A 15,071-nucleotide genomic window follows, 5' to 3' on the forward strand; every position below is an offset into this window, starting at 1 on the left:
CCGGGCCTCAACTGCCTTGCTCCTGGGCCGACTTCAGCGGTCCGCCCCACTCGGCTACTGCTCGCGCAGGCCCCAAGGCGAGCCGTATTCGGTGAGCAGGTCCAGGAACGGGCGGGCCGGGAAGGCCTCCGGGCCGAGGATTCCGGCGCCGGACCAGGCGCCCGACGCGAGCAGTTCGAGGGCGACGACCGGGTTGACGGCGGTCTGCCAGACGACGGCCTGACTGCCGTACTCACGCATGGACCACTGGTTGTCGACCACGTGGTAGAGGTACACCTCGCGCGGGCGGCCGTCCTTGGTGCCCTTGACCCAGGTGCCCGCGCAGGTCTTGCCGTGCATACGGTCGCCGAGGGTCGCCGGGTCCGGCAGACAGGCCGCGACCACGTCACGCGGTGAGACCCGGACCGGGCCCGAGCCGTCCGCCGCCGCGACGGACACCGGTTCCGTGCGGTCCAGGCCCACCAGGTTCAGGGACCGCAGCGTGCGGATGAAGTCATCGCCGAGGCCGTACTTGAAGGTGACCCGGCGGGCATCCACCCAGCGGGGTACGAGGAGCACTTCCTCGTGTTCGACGTTGACGCACTCGACGGGGCCGATGCCCTCGGGGAAGTCGAAGACCTCCGGCTCGCTGAACGGCTCGGTGGTGTACCAGCCGCGCTCCGCCTCGTAGACGACGGGCGGGTTGAGGCACTCCTCGATGGTGGTCCAGATACTGAAGGAGGGTGCGAAGTCGTAGCCGTCGACCGTGAGGTTCGCGCCGTCACGAATGCCGATCTCCTCGATCTCGTCGAAGAGTTCGTCGGCGGCGTACCGGGCGAACACGTCCGACAGGCCCGGCTCCACACCCATGCCGACGAGGGCGGTCTTCCCGGACTTCTCCCAGTCGGCGGCGCGCTCGAACTGGGCGTCGCCCAGCTTGACCCCGCACTCCTCGTACGGGCGGTCCGGGTGCGGGCGGGACAGGGACATCGCCATGTCGAGGTAGTGCGCGCCCGCCGCCAGGGCCGCCTGGAACAGCGGCATCACGAAGCGCGGGTCGGTCGCGTTGACCAGGACGTCGCAGCGCTCCAGGCGCAGCAGGTCGGTGACCGCCGACTCGTCGCTCGCGTCGATGCGTTCGGCGCGGAAGCGGGCACCCTTGCCGTCGGCCACGAGGGCCGCGACGGCCGCCTCGGCCCGGGAGAGGTCGTAGTCGGCGATGACCATGTGGTCGAAGAAGGGGCGGCGGGCGGCGATACGGGTGAGGGCGGTGCCGACACCTCCGGCGCCCACGAGCAGAACACGCATGGCGGAAACTCCGTTCTCCGGGTTCGGGACCTCTCGGTTGTCCCGTTCCGCGCATCCAACGGGGGCGTGCCTGTTCACGTCAATGGTGTTGGCATAAGCTCACTGGCCCGGCGGGCCCACCGGCTCGCCGGGGGCGGAGGGAGTGTGCGGTCATGGCCAAACCGGTGGTGCCGGAGGAGGGGCGGCGGCGACGGCGCCCGACGAAGAGGGGCGCGGTCCTGTCCGAGCGGCTGATCGTGGACACCGCGCTGCGGATGCTGCGGGAACACGGCGGCGCGGGCCTGACGGTACGACGGCTCGGCACCGCCCTGGGCGCGGATCCGAGCACGCTGTACCGGTACTTCCGGGGTATCGACGATCTGACCCTGGCGATCGGGGACGTGCTGGTCGGCCGGGCCGTGGATGGCTGGGAGAGCACCGGGGACTGGCGCGCCGACCTGCGGGCACTGGGGCTGCGGATCCACGCCGCGTATCTGGGGCACCCGCAGGCAGCGGTGCTCACGGCGAGCCGGGTGAGCGGCAGGGCGCACGAGGTGGCGGCCGACGAGACGATCCTCGGGGTACTGCGCACGGCCGGGTTCCCGGTCGCCGACGCCGTGCGGATCTACCACGCGTTCATCGATCAGAGCCTGGCCTTCGCGGCCCTCGACGCGGCGTCGCTCGCGCTGCCGGCCGCGGCGCGCGATGCGGATCAGGAGGTGTGGCAGGCGACCTACGCGCGGCTGCCCGCCGCGACACATCCGCACATCGCGGCGACGGCGCCGCTGCTGGTGGCCCGGATGAACGACAGCGCGTATCCGACGGCGCTGGACATGCTGCTCGACAGCGCGGGGGCGCAGTTGGCCGGCCTCCGTCACCTCGCGTAGTCGAAAATGCACGCAGAGGAAGACCGTGCAAGGCTGATCCCGTCCACCCCCCACAGTGCTGAGGAGCCGTCATGGGTATCAAGGACCAGTTCAACGAGAAGGCCGAGCAGATCAAGGACAAGGCGCAGCGGGCCGCCGGCGACGCCAAGGAGCGGGGCCAGCAGGAAGCCCACCAGCACGGCCGTCCGCCGCAGGACCGCGACCAGGACCGTGACCAGGCCCGCGACCAGGCCCAGCACGGCCGGGAGCAGGGTCAGGACATGAGGGACGACAGGGACGAGCGCTCGGAGCGCTGACCCCGTCGCCACGCCCAAGGGGCGCGCCCGAACGGGTGCGCCCCTTGGCGTGCGCCGGACCGCACCGCCACGCACCGCGCTGCACCGCACCCCACCGCGCTGCGTGGCGTGGCGTACGTCGGCGGGCCGTTCGGCGTATACCGGGTGGCTCAGTGCCGGACCAGGCAGAACGGGTGGCCCGCCGGGTCCGCGTAGATACGCCAACTCCCTTCACCCGAACCGCCGTCCAGCACGGTCGCCCCGAGAGTCAGGATCTCGTCGTGGGCGGCGTCCAGGTCGGGGACGGCGAAGTCGAAGTGGAACTGCTGGGGGCGCTCCGGGTCCGGCCACATCGGCGGCCGGTAGTCCGCCACCCGCTGGAACGCGAGCACGAGCCCGGACGCCGTGTGCAGTGTCGACCAGTCCTCACCCAGCGCCCAGCGCCGGTCCGGGCGGTCGACGTACCCGCCGAGGAGGGACCGGTAGAACCCGGCGAGCACACCGGGTTCGGGACAGTCGAGGACGACGCACTGCAAGTCGGCGATCATGGGCTGAGCATAAGGTGCTACACCTTGCGGGCCACCCCGCCGAACATGGCCACTTCCTCCGGCTCGGTGGTCCCGGTCACCGCCGGGCGCCAGCGTGAGCAGGAGACCAGGCCGGGGTCGAGGAGGTCGAGTCCGTCGAAGAAACGGCCGACGGCTTCCGGGGTGCGCTGCCGCAGCTTGGGTGTGCCGTGCTCGTTCCAGAACGCCACCGCCGCGTCCACGTCGGGCATGGCCGGGCTGGTGATGGTGTGCGAGAGCACAAGGTGGCTGCCGGACGGCAGCCGTTCCATGAGGTCGCGGACGATGCCGTACGCCTCGTCGTCGTCGCCGATGAAGATGACGACGCCGAGCAGCATGAGGGCGACCGGCTCGCTCAGGTCCAGCGTCTTGGCGGCGTGTTCGAGGATCGCGTCGGTGTCGCGCAGGTCGGCGTCGAGGTAGTCGGTCCGGCCTTCGCGGCTGCTGGTGAGCAGGGCGCGGGCGTGCGCGAGGACCAGCGGGTCGTTGTCGACGTAGACGACGCGGGACTCGGGGGCGATGCGCTGGGCGACCTCGTGGGTGTTGTCGGCGGTCGGGAGTCCGGTGCCGATGTCGAGGAACTGCCGGATGCCGGCGTCGGCGACGAGATGACTGACGGCGCGTCCGAGGAAGAGGCGGTCCTCGCGCGCGTAGTCGCCGATGCCCGGGTGCAGTTGACGGATCTGGTCGCCCGCCGCACGGTCGACGTCGTAGTTGTCCTTGCCGCCCAGCCAGTAGTTCCAGATACGGGCCGTGTGCGGCAGGCTCGTGTTGATACGGGCGCGCATCGGGTCGGACAGGGGGTCCGCGCCTGCCGGGTTCTCGGTCACGGGTCGGTCTCCTCGGCCAGGGGGCTTCTGCGGTCACCCCGCAGTTGCGGTCAACCCGCAATGTAGCCAACCGACTTGAGCCCGTGCACCCGTGGGGCGGATGAATGGCCGGAGCACGGCGGCGGGGCGGTGGTGGAGCGACGCGTGCCGCTTCACCACCGCCCCGCCGGGGACGGTGTCCGCCCGGTCAGTCGATGCCCCGGTCCGACATCAGGACGGGGTTGCCGTACCGGGGCCTGCCCGTGTCCTTGTTCCGGTCGAACACTCCGGCCAGTACCAACAGGACGGCGATCCCGGCGACGACGGCGGCCAGGGCCGCTCCCGCCGCCACGCCGCCGGGCGCGAGGGTGTGTTCCAGCGCGTCCCCGACCGCGCGCGTCCGGCCGGCGGGCACCAGCCGGGCTCCGGCGAAGGCAACGCTCACCAGGACCGCGACGCCTGCCGCCACCGCGGCACCGCGCCGCAGCAGCGGTACGACGACTGCCGCGACGAGACACAGGACGGCGCCGGCCAGCAGGGCGCCGTACACGGACGCGGACGCTCCATGGCCGTACAGCGGGAGGTTGGTGAGCCCGGACGCGAGGAACGCGAGGGCGGCGAGCCACCGGAGCCACAGCCGGGGACCGACGGTGCGGCCCGCTGCCCGATGGGCCGAGACGGGCCGGATCGGTGTCACCAGGGGTGCGACCTTGACGGCCGGCTGCCGTGCGGGCCGCATCTTGGCGTCGTCCTTGGCGTCGTCCTCCACCGGGGGCGGGGCGTCGGGCGACGGTTCGTCCGGGGGTGGCTCGGCGGGGGCCGCCTTCTCGTGCCCCAACCGGCCGATGAGTTCCGCGAGTTCCTCGACGGTGCGGCTGGCGGCGGCGGAGCGGACGGCTTCGTCGGCGGCGCGCGGAGCGTGGGGCGGCCGGTGCAGCAGCACCATCAGACGGCTCACGTCGTCCAGGGTGCGCTGCTCGGTCGCCGTGCGGATCGCCGCGTCGGCGGTGTCGGGGGAGTGCGGGGGGCGGCTCAGCGAGTCCACCATCCGGGTCACGTCGTCCACGGGGCGTTCCACGGCGGCGGCCCTGACGGCCTCCGCGACGATCCGCGCGTGGTCCGGCGACTCCTCCAGAAGGGTGATGAGTTGGAGAACCTCGTCGAGCGATCTGGCGACGACGACAGTACGGGTCAGCCGGTCCGCGGGGTCGGGACCGGGGCCGGATATGTCCTCGTCGGGCCGGCCGGCGTCGTAGGGCGCCTCGGGCTCGGTGGGGGGTGGGTTCCCGGTGTGCGCGGGAAATGAGTCGGTCGCCATGAGCCTCATACTCCAGAGTCATTGATCTGTGGGATGCAGATCAACCGGCGCAAATGCATCGTTACCTGGAGCATTCGTAACCGCTGCTCGCACACCCCGCCACCGGGGCCGGACGCGCACCGGCCGGACGTCACCATCTGGACGTCACTATCTGAACGTCACCGGCTGGGGCTCGCGATCAGCAGCGCCACGTCGTCGTGGTCGTCCGCCCCGCGCAGCAGACGCAACAGGCGCTCGCAGGTGTCCTCCAGGGACGGGTCCGGTGTGTCCAGCAGCCGCAGCAGGGCGTCGAGGCGGGTGTCGATGTCGATCAGGCGGCTCTCGACCAGGCCGTCGGTGTAGAGGACGAGCCGGTCGCCCGGGGCCAGGTCGACGGTGACCGAGCGGAAGGGCACCCCGCCGACGCCGAGGGGCGCGCCCCGGGGCAGGTCGAGCAGCCAGGGCGGGCCGCCGTCCGGGACGAGGACCGGCGGCAGGTGCCCGGCGTTGGCGAGGCAGCACTCCGCGCGGACCGGGTCGTACACGGCATAGAGGCAGGTGGCGAGGTTGGGTTCCAGGTCGGTGGTGATCTCGTCCAGGTGGTGCAGGACCTCGGCCGGGTCGAGGGCCAGCCGGGTCAGGGTCTGCGTCGCCGTGCGGAGCCGGCCCATGGTGGCCGCCGCGTTGATGCCGCTGCCCATGACGTCGCCGACGACGAGCGCGGTCCTGCCGTCGTGGAGGTGGATGACGTCGAACCAGTCGCCGCCGACCTCGCTGGCCGCGCCGGCCGGCTGGTAGCGCGAGGCGATGTCGAGTCCGGCGCGGCTGGCCGGCGGCTCGGGGAGCATGCTGCGCTGGAGGGTGAGGGCGATGTCGCGCTGCTGCCGGTACCAGCGGGCGTTGTCGATGCAGACGGCGGCGCGGGCGGCGAGTTCGCAGGCCAGGAGGATGTCGTCCTCGCCGAACGGCAGGGAGGTGTGGGCGCGTTTGAGGTCGAGGGCGCCGAGCACTTCGCCGCGCGCGATCAGCGGCACGGCCAGATACGAGTGGACGCCGGCCCGCGCGAGGAGTGCGGCGGCCTCCGCGTCGCGGGCGATGGACGGCAGGTCGTGCGCGGCGACCCGGGCGATGTGGACGGGACGGCCGGTGGTGACACAGCGGGTGACGAGCCGGTCGGCGCCGTAGCGCGCGGGTTGCCCCGGCGGGTCGGCGGCCTGGAGCGCGAGCGTCGGATGGGCGCTGGCGACGGCGAGCGCGCGGAACATCGCGGTGCCGTCGGTGAGGACGCGCCCCGGCCGCTCCCGCAGGACGGTTTCGAGGACGTCGACGGCGGCCACGTCGGCGAGTTCGGGCACGGCGACGGCGGCGAGTTCCCGTGCGGTCTGTTCCAGGTCGAGGGTGGTGCCGATGCGTACCGAGGCGTCGGCGACGAGCGCGAGCCGGTGCCGGGCCCGTTCGGCCTCCAGGGCGGCGCGGTGCCTGTCGGTGACGTCGATGACCGAGACGGCGAGGCCGAGGATCCGGCCGCCGGCCGCCTCCAGCCGGTACAGGGACAGCGACCAGGCGTGGTCGGCGGTGAGGTCGGCGGGCGTGCGGCCGACGACCTCGTGGTCCAGGACGGGGTCGCCGGTGGCCAGTACCTGACGCATCAGCCCTTCCAGGACCTCCGCGCCGACGGACGGCAGGATCTCGCCGAGCCGGCGGCCGATGCAGGCCTCGGCGCTGACGCCGTTGACGCGTTCGAGACCGGGGTTGACGGCCATGTACCGCAGTTCGGTGTCCATGACGGCGACGCCGATCGGGGACTGTTCCACCAGGCGTACGGACAGGGCCAGGTCGCGTTCGAGCTGCCGCAGCATCTCCTGGTCGGTGACGAGACCGAGGGCGTAGACGTCCCCGAGGTCGTCGAAGAGCCGTACGTTGCGGAACTCCAGGAGCCGTGACTCGCCGTTCTTGTGGCGCACGGGGAAGACCCCCGACCAGCTCTCGCCGGTCCGCATGACCTCGTCGAAGAGGTTCAGTACGCGCGCGAGGTGGTCCTCGGCGACGAAGAGGCGGGCCGCGTACTGGCCCAGGGCCTCGGTGGCGCTGTAGCCGAAGAGCTGTTCGGCCTGGGGGCTCCAGAGGACGATGCGGCCCTCGGCGTCCAGGACTACGGCGGCGACGCCCAGCATGTCGAGGAGCCCGCCGGTGACGGCACGTATGTCGCCGTCCTTGCCCGTGGCGGCAGCACCGGCCTCCCCGTCCTTGTCGGTCCGGGGCCCGCTCCCGTACGCGTCGCTCTCGCCCATCGCCGCCGATCCTCCACCGCCGCCTCGACACGGGGCCACCCCAGTCTGCCTCCGTGCGCTCCGGTTGGCGCCCCCATGCTCTCGCGGGGGCCCGCCGGACCGCAGCCTCCCCGCAGGGTGTATTCGGGCAGGTGCGGGGCGTGTACGGGGGCGCGCACGCCACCCGATCGGCGCGGGCGGGATGAGTGCGCCCCTCAGGGCGGGTAGACGGCAGTCATGGACGCCACCGCTTGGCTGCTCACGCTGGCCGCGGTCGCCGCGCTGCTCATGGCGGTCGCCGCCGCGATTCTTCTGGTCCGGGTGATACGGGCCCGCAAGCTGCTGCTCGACGCCGGGGTCCCGGTGCGGGACAAGGCCCTGTTCTGGTGTGCGGTGCTCTACACGCTGTCACCGGTGGATCTGCTGCCGGACCCGGTGTACCTGGACGACATCGGCGTACTGCTCCTCGCCCTGCGGGCACTGCACTCGGCGGCGGCGAAGCGCGGGATCGGGGCGGGTGGTGCGGGGCCGGGGGCGGAGGCAGGGGGCGGGGTGGAGGCGCGGGACGTGAAGGGCGCACCCCCTGGATGACTCGGATGACTCGGATGGCCCCGAATGACCCCGTTCACGCGTGTGGTGCCCCTCACGTCGGACGCGAGGGGCACCGCGGTGACGCGGGTGCGGCCGGTACGGGCCACGAGGGCCTTCACCGACCGCTGCCGGCAATGGTCAGCGGTTCTTGCAGACGTTGCCGAAGGCCGGGTTCAGCACACCGATCACGTCGATGCTGTTGCCGCAGACGTTGGCGTCCACGTTCACCGGAACCTGGATGACATTGCCGGAGAGGACACCCGGCGAACCGATCGCGACACCTTCGGCACCGGCGTCGGCGGCTGCGACACCGGCACCACCGAGGACGGCACCGGCGGTCAGGAAACCGGCGACGACAGCAGTACGTACAAACATCTTCATCTCCCATCGGGAAGGGCGTGTGACACACCCATCCGACGGCATGTTCGTCCGACAACCCGCTGATTGATCCGGTCGACGGCGCGTCGCGCCCCTCCGATCCGGGAGCGGGCCCGAACGGAGTGTTACGGGGACCGTCACAGGACGGCGCCGCCGTGCAACCGGTAGTGCTCGATCAGCTTCGTCCGGGCCGTCTCCAGACGGTGCGCCAGGATCTCCGCGATGGTCCGCAGCAGCACGAGTCCGAGGGCCGGCTCGTCGTCGCAGAGCCGGCGCACGGCGGGTGCGTCGAACTCGTAGGCGCGGACCTGGCTGAACGCCTCGGCGCCGAAGTCCCACTGGTGCGGCGGGAACATCCAGGACCAGCCGAGGAGGTCACCGGGGTGCAGGAGGTCCACACCGACGCGCCGCCGGTCCGGGAGGCTCAGATCGAGGCTGACGGAACCGGAGCGGATCACCCAGAACCGGTCGGCCGCGCCGCCCTCCTCGAAGATCCGCACGTCCTGCGGGAACGAGACCTCCTGGGCGAGGGTCATCAGGCGGTGGCGGTGGTCGGGGGACAGCGCCGAGAGCAGTCGAGTCGCTTGGGTCATCCGGAACCTCCTCGCCGGCGGTGCCTCACCTGCGGAAGGGGTGCCCCGGAGGGGTGCGGCCCGGCACCTCCACCCTGCGCCGCGCCGCGCCCCTCGCGCAATACGGGACGGGGAATCCGGTCCACGGACCGGTGTGTCCCGCTGTGTCGCCGTGTGTGTCAGAGCAGGCGCCACAGGTGATCGGCGGTCCCGTTGTCGTCGTACTGCACGACCTGCGCGCTGTTCGCCGTGGACATCCCGTCGACCCCGAGGACCTTGCCGCTGTGCCGGTTGCGGATCCGGTGCCAGCCGTCGCCGTTGTCGACGAACTGCCAGAGGTGGTCGGCGGTGCCGTTGTCCTCGTACTGCACGACACGGGCGCTGTTGGCCGTGGACATGCCGTCGACGCCGAGGACCTTGCCGCTGTGGCCGTTGCGGATGAGGAACCAGCCGTCGCCGCGTGCGACGAGCTGCCAGGCGTGGTCGCCGGTGCCCGTGTTGTCGAACTGCACTACGCGCGCGCTGTTCGCGGTGGACATGCCGTCCACGGCGAGGACTTTGCCGCTGTGCCGGTTCTGGACGCGCCGGAAGGCGGGCTCTTCGGTCCAGGGCGTGCCGTCGGGTGTCGCGGTGGGGAAGGCCGTGATGCGCAGCCGGGCGGCGCCCATGGGGACGAGGCTGACGCGTTCGACGGGTGCGGTGCTGCGGGCGGGGCTCTGCTGGAGCGGGGCGACCACGTGCTCGTCGTCGGCGACCCATTCGCCGACGCGGCGCGCTTCGGCGGTGATCCGGACGGGCACGGTGGCGTGGGTGAACGGGTTGTCCGGGACGGGTCCCTTCGCGCGCGTGACGCGCAGCGGGGTGTCCGGGACGAGGCCGTAGTTCCACGGTGTGGTGGCGTGCACCTCGTACTCGGGGAAGGTGTCGGTGCCCGCGTACCGGACGTACTTCTCGCCGATGCGGAGCGAGTAGGTCAGGGGGCCGTGCTGGACGCTGACGGCGTCGCCGTTGTCGGGCCAGTCGCGCAGGGCGGTGCGCTGGGGCAGCCGCAGTGTGACCTCGTCGCCGGGCGACCAGGTGCGCTCGACCCGGACGAAGGCGGGGCCGGAACTGGCGCTCACCGGGCGGCCGTTGACGCTCACAGAGGGGTCCTCGCACCAGCCGGGGATCCGCAGCAGCAGCGGGAAGGAGACGCGGCGGCGCGGTGACACGGTGAGCGTGACCGTCTCCGTGAACGGGTAGCCGGTGTCCTCGCGCACGGTCACCTCCACTCCCCCGGCGACCCGCGCGGTGACCTCGCTCGGGGCGTACAGGGCCGCCGCGAGCCCGCCGTCCGGTGTGGCGAGCCACATCTCCTCGGCGTAACCGGGCCAGCCCATGCCGTAGTTGTGCGGGCAGCAGCGGTACTGGTCGACGCCGGGCTGGAACGCCTGCATGGCGAACCCGTTCTGGAACTGCCCTTGCGTCTTACGGGTGTTGTCCAGGTCGACGCTGTTGGCGCTGGTGACGTAGTGCACCGCCTTGCCCTCGGGGTCCAGCGACGCGGGCAGCATGTTGAAGGCCAGGTCCTCGCAGCGGTCGGCCCACACCGGGTCGCCGGTGGTCCGGGTGAGGAGTTCGTGGCTGGCCATGAACTCGACGATGCCGCAGGTCTCGAAGCCCTGACGGGGGTCGCCGAAGCCGGGACGGTAGTTCTCGTCGCCCGCGATGCCGCCGCCCGGGAACTGCCCGTACGCGTCGAGCACGGCCGCGTATCCCCGGTAGGTGGCGCGGGTCAGGTCGGCGGAGCCGGTGACGCGCGCGTACTGGGCGGGCTCCCGGAAGCCCTGGGCGATGTTGACGTTGTGCGGCGACGGGCTCGGTCCGGTCCAGTCGGCGCCGTAGGTGTGCATCTTTGCGGCGAGGTCGAGCAGGAAGGCGTCGCCGGTGCGTTCGTACAGCCACAGGGCGATGTCGAGGCCGTCGCCCCAGCGGTACGAGACCCAGCTGCTGTCGAAGGCGCCGGGACCTTGTGCGTTCATGAACCGCAGGAACCGGGTGAGGAACGGCACCACGCGCGGGTCCCGCGTGTACTCCTCGTGCGTGCGCAGCGCCATCAGCAGCGGCAGGAAGGGCCAGAAGTCCGGCCCGCCGTTGAGAGCCGTCCGCAGCTCACGCGGGCCGAAGAAGCCGTCCGGCTGCTCGGTGGCGAGGATCGCGTCGATCCAGGTGCGGGCGCGGCGCAGGGCGTGGGTGTCGCGGGTGGCGACGGCGAGCGGCACATAGCCGCGCAGCCAGTACGGGACCTCTTCCCACCCGCGCTTGTCCGGGTGGACCCACCCGGTGGTGGCGAAGTCGAGGAAGTGCGAGCGCTGCTCGTAGCGCCCGCACAGGCCGTCGAGCTGGAGCCGGAGCTGCCCGGCGAGCCAGCCGCGCGCCCGGACACTGCCCGACGGCAACTTGCGGAACACCTCCGGGACGAGGCCCTGACGGGCGGCCGTACCCGGAGCCGCCGACGCGGTCGGTGTGAGAGGGGTGAGCGGGGTGAGCGGTCCGGCGAGGGCCGTCGCACCGGCGGCCAGGGCTCCGGTGCGCAGAACACGACGTCGGTCGATAGGCATGCGGATGTGTTCCTGTCTGTCGCGGTGAGGGCGGTGACGAGACGGGTGAAGTGCCGCTGGCACAACGGGAACGACTGGAGCGGGGCGCTTGTACAACGTTGTAAGGGCTGTTGGTCCCGCATGACATCACGGCGCCGGAGGGGGTGTCCAGGTTCGTGACAACAACTGGTGCGCGGTGGAGCCTTCGTGGTACGCAAGCAGGCCGCGCTGGGCGGCCCCGTCCGGCCGGGGCTTCCGCTCCACCGGCCGGGCGGGCGATCAGGGCTGTGCGTTGCACGGGAGCAGAGTTCCAGCGCTCAGCCGGACTTGATCGGCTCGTCGCCATCTGCGCAGCTCACCGCGCCCACGTCCCGCAGGCACACCCCGGTGTGTACGAAGCCTCTGTGCGGCGAGCTGTATCCCATCCACACGAGGGGGGCCACGACTGGACTCCGCTCAGCGCCATATGGCGCTCTCGCCAGGCATGGGCCCCGCCTGATTTGATCGCGCGCATGAGCACTCAACCTCCGAGCATGCGCAACCACTGGTGGTGGCGGCCCGGTTGGAGCGTGGGCCGCCGCTTCTACACCTGGCACCTGACCTTCGAGGGCCAGCAGGACGTGCACCGGCTCGCCGCTGAGTACCGGGAGACCCTGGAACCGCTCGGGGACATCCTCACTCCCATTCCGGATCAGTGGCTGCATCTGACCATGCAGGGCATCGGCTTCGTAGGTGAGGTGAAGGAGCAGGACGTCCACGCAGTGGTCGACGCGGCCCGGCCGCGGCTCGCCGCGATTCCCGCCTTCGACGTGCAGATCGGCCCCCACGTTACGGACCCGGAAGCGATCCTCTTGCACGTCCACCCGGACGGACCCGTACGGTCCATCCGCGACGCGATCCGCGCTGCCATGAACGAGGTTCTCGGCGAAGTGCCGGAAAGCGCCGATGCCTTCATCCCGCACGTCTCAGTGGCCTACAGCGCGAGTGACGGCCCGGCCGAACCCATCGACCGGGCTCTCGCCGGAGCCGACCTGCCACCGGCCAACGCCCGGATCTCCAGCGCGGAACTCATCGTGATTCACCGCGACCACCAGATGTACGAGTGGGAATCCTTCGCCACCGTTCTCCTGGACTGACACCGCCGAGGCGCGGGGTCAGCCGGTGTCGGGAAGGTGCCGCAGCGGGGGTCAGCCGACGCACGGCACGAAGACGGCCGTGGGGGTCGCCGCGGCTGCGGGCGGGGCCAGGAGCAGGGGGACCGCTCCGGCGAGTGTGGCGATCAGCGTGACGACCAGCGCCAGTGTTCTTCGCATTGCTGCCTCCACCGGATGGGAACGAACATGCGCGGGACGAACGGGGCACCCCGGTGGCAGACTTGGTCTATACCAATGGGGTCTGGGATGTACGTACCGAGCGGAGAGCGTGCCGTCAAGGCGTCGCGGGGATCGAGCGGGTTTCCCGGGAACGGCGGAGGGGGCCGCCTCGTTCAAGTCGTCAGAGGCGCGGGACAGGATGGTCAGAGGCAACCCAACCGGCACCGGCACCGGCACCGGCACCGGACATGACGTCGGAGAGGAGCGTGTGGGACGACGTGAGGGCACGTGAGGAGAGCCGCGACGTCCCCTGGCCCGGCTCGCCGTGGGACGAGGTCGCGCCCCGCCTCTGGATGGGCGGGCACTTCTGGACGGATGCCGGGGGTGAGGTACGGCCGGTGGTGGTGGACGGGGAGTTCGATCTGGTCGTCAGCCTGTTCACGCGTACGGGACACGGACCGGCGCCAGGGGTCGACCATGTGGTCGCGGAGATACCGGACGCACCGCTCACCGCGGAGCAGATACGCACCGTTCAGCAGGTCGCCCGTACGGCTGCGGGCGCCGTACGCGACGGGCGCGCGACCCTGGTCCGCTGCCACTACGGCTACAACCGCTCCGGCCTGGTCGTCGCACAGACCCTGGTCGAGCTGGGCCAGGACACGGACAAGGCGATCGACCTGCTGCGGCGGCAGCGCTCTCCGCGCGCCCTGAACAACGAGACCTTCGAGCAGTACCTCGCGACGGGCCTCGACACGGCATGCCTGCTGGCGGGGCTCGAACCGCTGGGGTGACGGGGCGGCGGGCGGGGATCTTCCGGCGTAAACCGATCGGTTTCGGTTCGGCGGCGGTCGCGTTAGCCTCGCCGTATGAGCAATGAAGTGAGGCCGAACTCCCGGGACCGACTGCTGGAGGCGGCGGCGGCACGCTCCTACCTCGACGGGGTCCACGTCGGGGTCGAGGCGCTGTGCAAGGCGGCGGGTGTGTCGAAGCGGTCGATGTATCAGCTCTTCGAGAGCAAGGACGAACTGCTGGCCGCGAGTCTGGAACAGCGCGCACCCGGCTTCGCCGCCCGGCTCCTGCCGCCCGATGACGACGGGCGCTCACCCCGGGAGCGGATCCGGTACGTCTTCGAGCGGGTGGAGAAGGAAGCCGCCGCGCCGGACTACCGGGGCTGCCCGTACCTCGCCGTGCAGGTCGAACTCAAGGACGCGAGCCACCCCGCGAGCAAGGTCGCCCATCGGGTCAAGGAGGGCCTGACGTCCTTCTTCCGCGACGAGGCGGCACGGGGCGGGGCCTCGGACCCGGAACTGCTCGCCCGGCAACTGAGCCTCGTCTTCGACGGCGCGAGCGCCCGCGCGGGGATCCGGGCCGACGCCCCGGCCGGACTCCTCGCACCCACCGTGGACGTCCTCCTCGACGCCGCCGGCGTGCGCTGAGCCCCCCGCTTGAATACGGAAACCGATCGGTTTACGGTGATGAGAAACCGATCGGTTTTCCACGCCATGCCGGGAGAATGTCATGACCACACTCAAGGACACCGTCGTCTTCGTCACCGGCGGCAGCCGGGGCATCGGCAAGGCACTGGTGGAGGAGCTGTACGCACGCGGCGCCCGGAAGGTCTACGCCACCGCCCGCGACCCGCGCACCGTGACCCACCCCGACGCCGTCCCGGTGGCCCTGGAGGTCACCGACCCCGCCTCCGTGGCGAACGCCGCAGCGCAGGCCCAGGACGTCACCGTGCTGATCAACAACGCCGGCGCCCTGGTGGGCGCGTCCTTCCTGAACTCCCCCATCGACGACATCCGCCGCGAGTTCGAGACCAACTTCTACGGCCCGCTGCTCGTGACCCGGGCCTTCGTACCGGTCATCGAACGCAACGGCGGCGGCCACCTCCTCAACACCCACTCCGTACTCTCGTGGCTGGGCGTCGCCGGCTCGTACAGCGCATCGAAGGCCGCCCTCTGGTCACAGACCAACACCCTGCGCCTGGAGTTGCGCCCCCACGGAATCGACGTCACGGGACTGCACATGGCGTACGTCGACACCGACATGGCCACCGGCGTGGACGCCCCCAAGTCCTCGGCGCGGGACATCGCCGTACTGGCCCTCGACGGCATCGAGTCGGGAGCACCCGAGGTCCTGGCGGACGACATGACCCGCCAGGTCAAGGCGGGCCTGTCCGGGGACTTGACGGCGCTGTATCCGCAACTGGCGGAGTAGCGGAGCAACACCCCGGCGCGCGCCGACCTCGCCGGGCGGGCCGACCGG

General features: G+C 71.5%; 16 protein-coding genes. 7 read left to right on the forward strand and 9 right to left on the reverse strand.

Features of this window, described 5'->3' with window-relative positions:
• Positions 1 to 54: 54 nt before the first annotated feature.
• Positions 55 to 1,287, reverse strand: coding sequence for a saccharopine dehydrogenase family protein (locus tag ACIQNU_RS18910; protein WP_401367374.1), 1,233 nt, complete (start codon positions 1,285 to 1,287; stop codon positions 55 to 57).
• 152 nt (positions 1,288 to 1,439) lie between these two features.
• On the opposite strand from ACIQNU_RS18910, the gene ACIQNU_RS18915 reads away from it, so the two are divergent.
• Positions 1,440 to 2,153 carry a TetR/AcrR family transcriptional regulator gene (locus tag ACIQNU_RS18915; protein WP_401367376.1) on the forward strand — a complete coding sequence of 238 codons (714 nt, stop codon included), beginning with the start codon at positions 1,440 to 1,442 and terminating at the stop codon, positions 2,151 to 2,153.
• A 71-nt stretch (positions 2,154 to 2,224) separates the two neighbouring features.
• On the forward strand, positions 2,225 to 2,449 hold the full coding sequence (locus ACIQNU_RS18920; RefSeq protein ID WP_401367379.1) for a hypothetical protein: 225 nt from the start codon (positions 2,225 to 2,227) through the stop codon (positions 2,447 to 2,449).
• Between the two features lie 149 nt (positions 2,450 to 2,598).
• On the opposite strand, the gene ACIQNU_RS18925 is transcribed toward ACIQNU_RS18920, so the two are convergent.
• From ACIQNU_RS18925 to ACIQNU_RS18940, 4 genes are all read right to left on the reverse strand, one after another.
• Positions 2,599 to 2,976 (reverse strand): VOC family protein, encoded by a 378-nt coding sequence (locus ACIQNU_RS18925; protein WP_401367382.1) that lies wholly within the window; start codon positions 2,974 to 2,976, stop codon positions 2,599 to 2,601.
• Positions 2,977 to 2,993: 17 nt separating this feature from the next.
• Positions 2,994 to 3,824 carry an SAM-dependent methyltransferase gene (locus ACIQNU_RS18930; protein ID WP_401367384.1) on the reverse strand — a complete coding sequence of 277 codons (831 nt, stop codon included), beginning with the start codon at positions 3,822 to 3,824 and terminating at the stop codon, positions 2,994 to 2,996.
• A 187-nt stretch (positions 3,825 to 4,011) separates the two neighbouring features.
• Positions 4,012 to 5,121 carry a hypothetical protein gene (locus ACIQNU_RS18935; RefSeq protein WP_401367385.1) on the reverse strand — a complete coding sequence of 370 codons (1,110 nt, stop codon included), beginning with the start codon at positions 5,119 to 5,121 and terminating at the stop codon, positions 4,012 to 4,014.
• Positions 5,122 to 5,279: 158 nt separating this feature from the next.
• A complete protein-coding gene (locus tag ACIQNU_RS18940; protein ID WP_401367388.1) occupies positions 5,280 to 7,391 on the reverse strand; it encodes a SpoIIE family protein phosphatase in 2,112 nt (703 codons plus the stop codon).
• 216 nt (positions 7,392 to 7,607) lie between these two features.
• On the opposite strand from ACIQNU_RS18940, the gene ACIQNU_RS18945 reads away from it, so the two are divergent.
• Complete coding sequence (locus ACIQNU_RS18945) at positions 7,608 to 7,961, forward strand: YkvA family protein (RefSeq protein WP_401367390.1); 354 nt, start codon at positions 7,608 to 7,610, stop codon at positions 7,959 to 7,961.
• 138 nt (positions 7,962 to 8,099) lie between these two features.
• Here ACIQNU_RS18945 and ACIQNU_RS18950 read toward each other — a convergent pair whose 3' ends face one another.
• The 3 genes from ACIQNU_RS18950 to ACIQNU_RS18960 all read right to left on the reverse strand — a co-directional run bounded on the left by ACIQNU_RS18950 (position 8,100) and on the right by ACIQNU_RS18960 (position 11,511).
• Positions 8,100 to 8,336 carry a chaplin gene (locus ACIQNU_RS18950; protein WP_401367392.1) on the reverse strand — a complete coding sequence of 79 codons (237 nt, stop codon included), beginning with the start codon at positions 8,334 to 8,336 and terminating at the stop codon, positions 8,100 to 8,102.
• Between the two features lie 140 nt (positions 8,337 to 8,476).
• Positions 8,477 to 8,932 (reverse strand): cyclic nucleotide-binding domain-containing protein, encoded by a 456-nt coding sequence (locus ACIQNU_RS18955; protein WP_401367395.1) that lies wholly within the window; start codon positions 8,930 to 8,932, stop codon positions 8,477 to 8,479.
• 158 nt (positions 8,933 to 9,090) lie between these two features.
• On the reverse strand, positions 9,091 to 11,511 hold the full coding sequence (locus ACIQNU_RS18960; RefSeq protein ID WP_401367398.1) for an RICIN domain-containing protein: 2,421 nt from the start codon (positions 11,509 to 11,511) through the stop codon (positions 9,091 to 9,093).
• 491 nt (positions 11,512 to 12,002) lie between these two features.
• On the opposite strand from ACIQNU_RS18960, the gene ACIQNU_RS18965 reads away from it, so the two are divergent.
• A complete protein-coding gene (locus ACIQNU_RS18965; protein ID WP_401367401.1) occupies positions 12,003 to 12,626 on the forward strand; it encodes a 2'-5' RNA ligase family protein in 624 nt (207 codons plus the stop codon).
• A 51-nt stretch (positions 12,627 to 12,677) separates the two neighbouring features.
• Here ACIQNU_RS18965 and ACIQNU_RS18970 read toward each other — a convergent pair whose 3' ends face one another.
• Positions 12,678 to 12,803, reverse strand: coding sequence for a hypothetical protein (locus ACIQNU_RS18970; RefSeq protein WP_401367404.1), 126 nt, complete (start codon positions 12,801 to 12,803; stop codon positions 12,678 to 12,680).
• A gap of 278 nt (positions 12,804 to 13,081) precedes the next feature.
• On the opposite strand from ACIQNU_RS18970, the gene ACIQNU_RS18975 reads away from it, so the two are divergent.
• The 3 genes from ACIQNU_RS18975 (at position 13,082) to ACIQNU_RS18985 (ending at position 15,023) form a co-directional block, all read left to right on the forward strand.
• A complete protein-coding gene (locus ACIQNU_RS18975; protein ID WP_401367407.1) occupies positions 13,082 to 13,594 on the forward strand; it encodes a protein phosphatase in 513 nt (170 codons plus the stop codon).
• Positions 13,595 to 13,669: 75 nt separating this feature from the next.
• On the forward strand, positions 13,670 to 14,239 hold the full coding sequence (locus ACIQNU_RS18980) for a TetR/AcrR family transcriptional regulator (RefSeq protein WP_401367409.1): 570 nt from the start codon (positions 13,670 to 13,672) through the stop codon (positions 14,237 to 14,239).
• Between the two features lie 82 nt (positions 14,240 to 14,321).
• Positions 14,322 to 15,023 carry an SDR family oxidoreductase gene (locus ACIQNU_RS18985; RefSeq protein WP_401367412.1) on the forward strand — a complete coding sequence of 234 codons (702 nt, stop codon included), beginning with the start codon at positions 14,322 to 14,324 and terminating at the stop codon, positions 15,021 to 15,023.
• Positions 15,024 to 15,071 lie beyond the last annotated feature (48 nt).

Origin of the sequence: Streptomyces sp. NPDC091292, from assembly GCF_044757265.1 — a bacterium.
Lineage (GTDB): Bacteria > Actinomycetota > Actinomycetes > Streptomycetales > Streptomycetaceae > Streptomyces.

Excerpts from the sequence above, each read along its gene's own strand:
- ACIQNU_RS18965 (WP_401367401.1), top strand. The coding sequence starts at position 12,003 with ATGAGCACTCAACCTCCGAGCATGCGCAACCACTGGTGGTGGCGGCCC.
- ACIQNU_RS18935 (WP_401367385.1), bottom strand. The coding sequence starts at position 5,121 with ATGGCGACCGACTCATTTCCCGCGCACACCGGGAACCCACCCCCCACC.
- ACIQNU_RS18955 (WP_401367395.1), bottom strand. The coding sequence starts at position 8,932 with ATGACCCAAGCGACTCGACTGCTCTCGGCGCTGTCCCCCGACCACCGC.
- ACIQNU_RS18970 (WP_401367404.1), bottom strand. The coding sequence starts at position 12,803 with ATGCGAAGAACACTGGCGCTGGTCGTCACGCTGATCGCCACACTCGCC.
- ACIQNU_RS18925 (WP_401367382.1), bottom strand. The coding sequence starts at position 2,976 with ATGATCGCCGACTTGCAGTGCGTCGTCCTCGACTGTCCCGAACCCGGT.
- ACIQNU_RS18940 (WP_401367388.1), bottom strand. The coding sequence starts at position 7,391 with ATGGGCGAGAGCGACGCGTACGGGAGCGGGCCCCGGACCGACAAGGAC.
- ACIQNU_RS18920 (WP_401367379.1), top strand. The coding sequence starts at position 2,225 with ATGGGTATCAAGGACCAGTTCAACGAGAAGGCCGAGCAGATCAAGGAC.
- ACIQNU_RS18910 (WP_401367374.1), bottom strand. The coding sequence starts at position 1,287 with ATGCGTGTTCTGCTCGTGGGCGCCGGAGGTGTCGGCACCGCCCTCACC.
- ACIQNU_RS18915 (WP_401367376.1), top strand. The coding sequence starts at position 1,440 with ATGGCCAAACCGGTGGTGCCGGAGGAGGGGCGGCGGCGACGGCGCCCG.
- ACIQNU_RS18945 (WP_401367390.1), top strand. The coding sequence starts at position 7,608 with ATGGACGCCACCGCTTGGCTGCTCACGCTGGCCGCGGTCGCCGCGCTG.
- ACIQNU_RS18980 (WP_401367409.1), top strand. The coding sequence starts at position 13,670 with ATGAGCAATGAAGTGAGGCCGAACTCCCGGGACCGACTGCTGGAGGCG.
- ACIQNU_RS18960 (WP_401367398.1), bottom strand. The coding sequence starts at position 11,511 with ATGCCTATCGACCGACGTCGTGTTCTGCGCACCGGAGCCCTGGCCGCC.
- ACIQNU_RS18950 (WP_401367392.1), bottom strand. The coding sequence starts at position 8,336 with ATGTTTGTACGTACTGCTGTCGTCGCCGGTTTCCTGACCGCCGGTGCC.
- ACIQNU_RS18985 (WP_401367412.1), top strand. The coding sequence starts at position 14,322 with ATGACCACACTCAAGGACACCGTCGTCTTCGTCACCGGCGGCAGCCGG.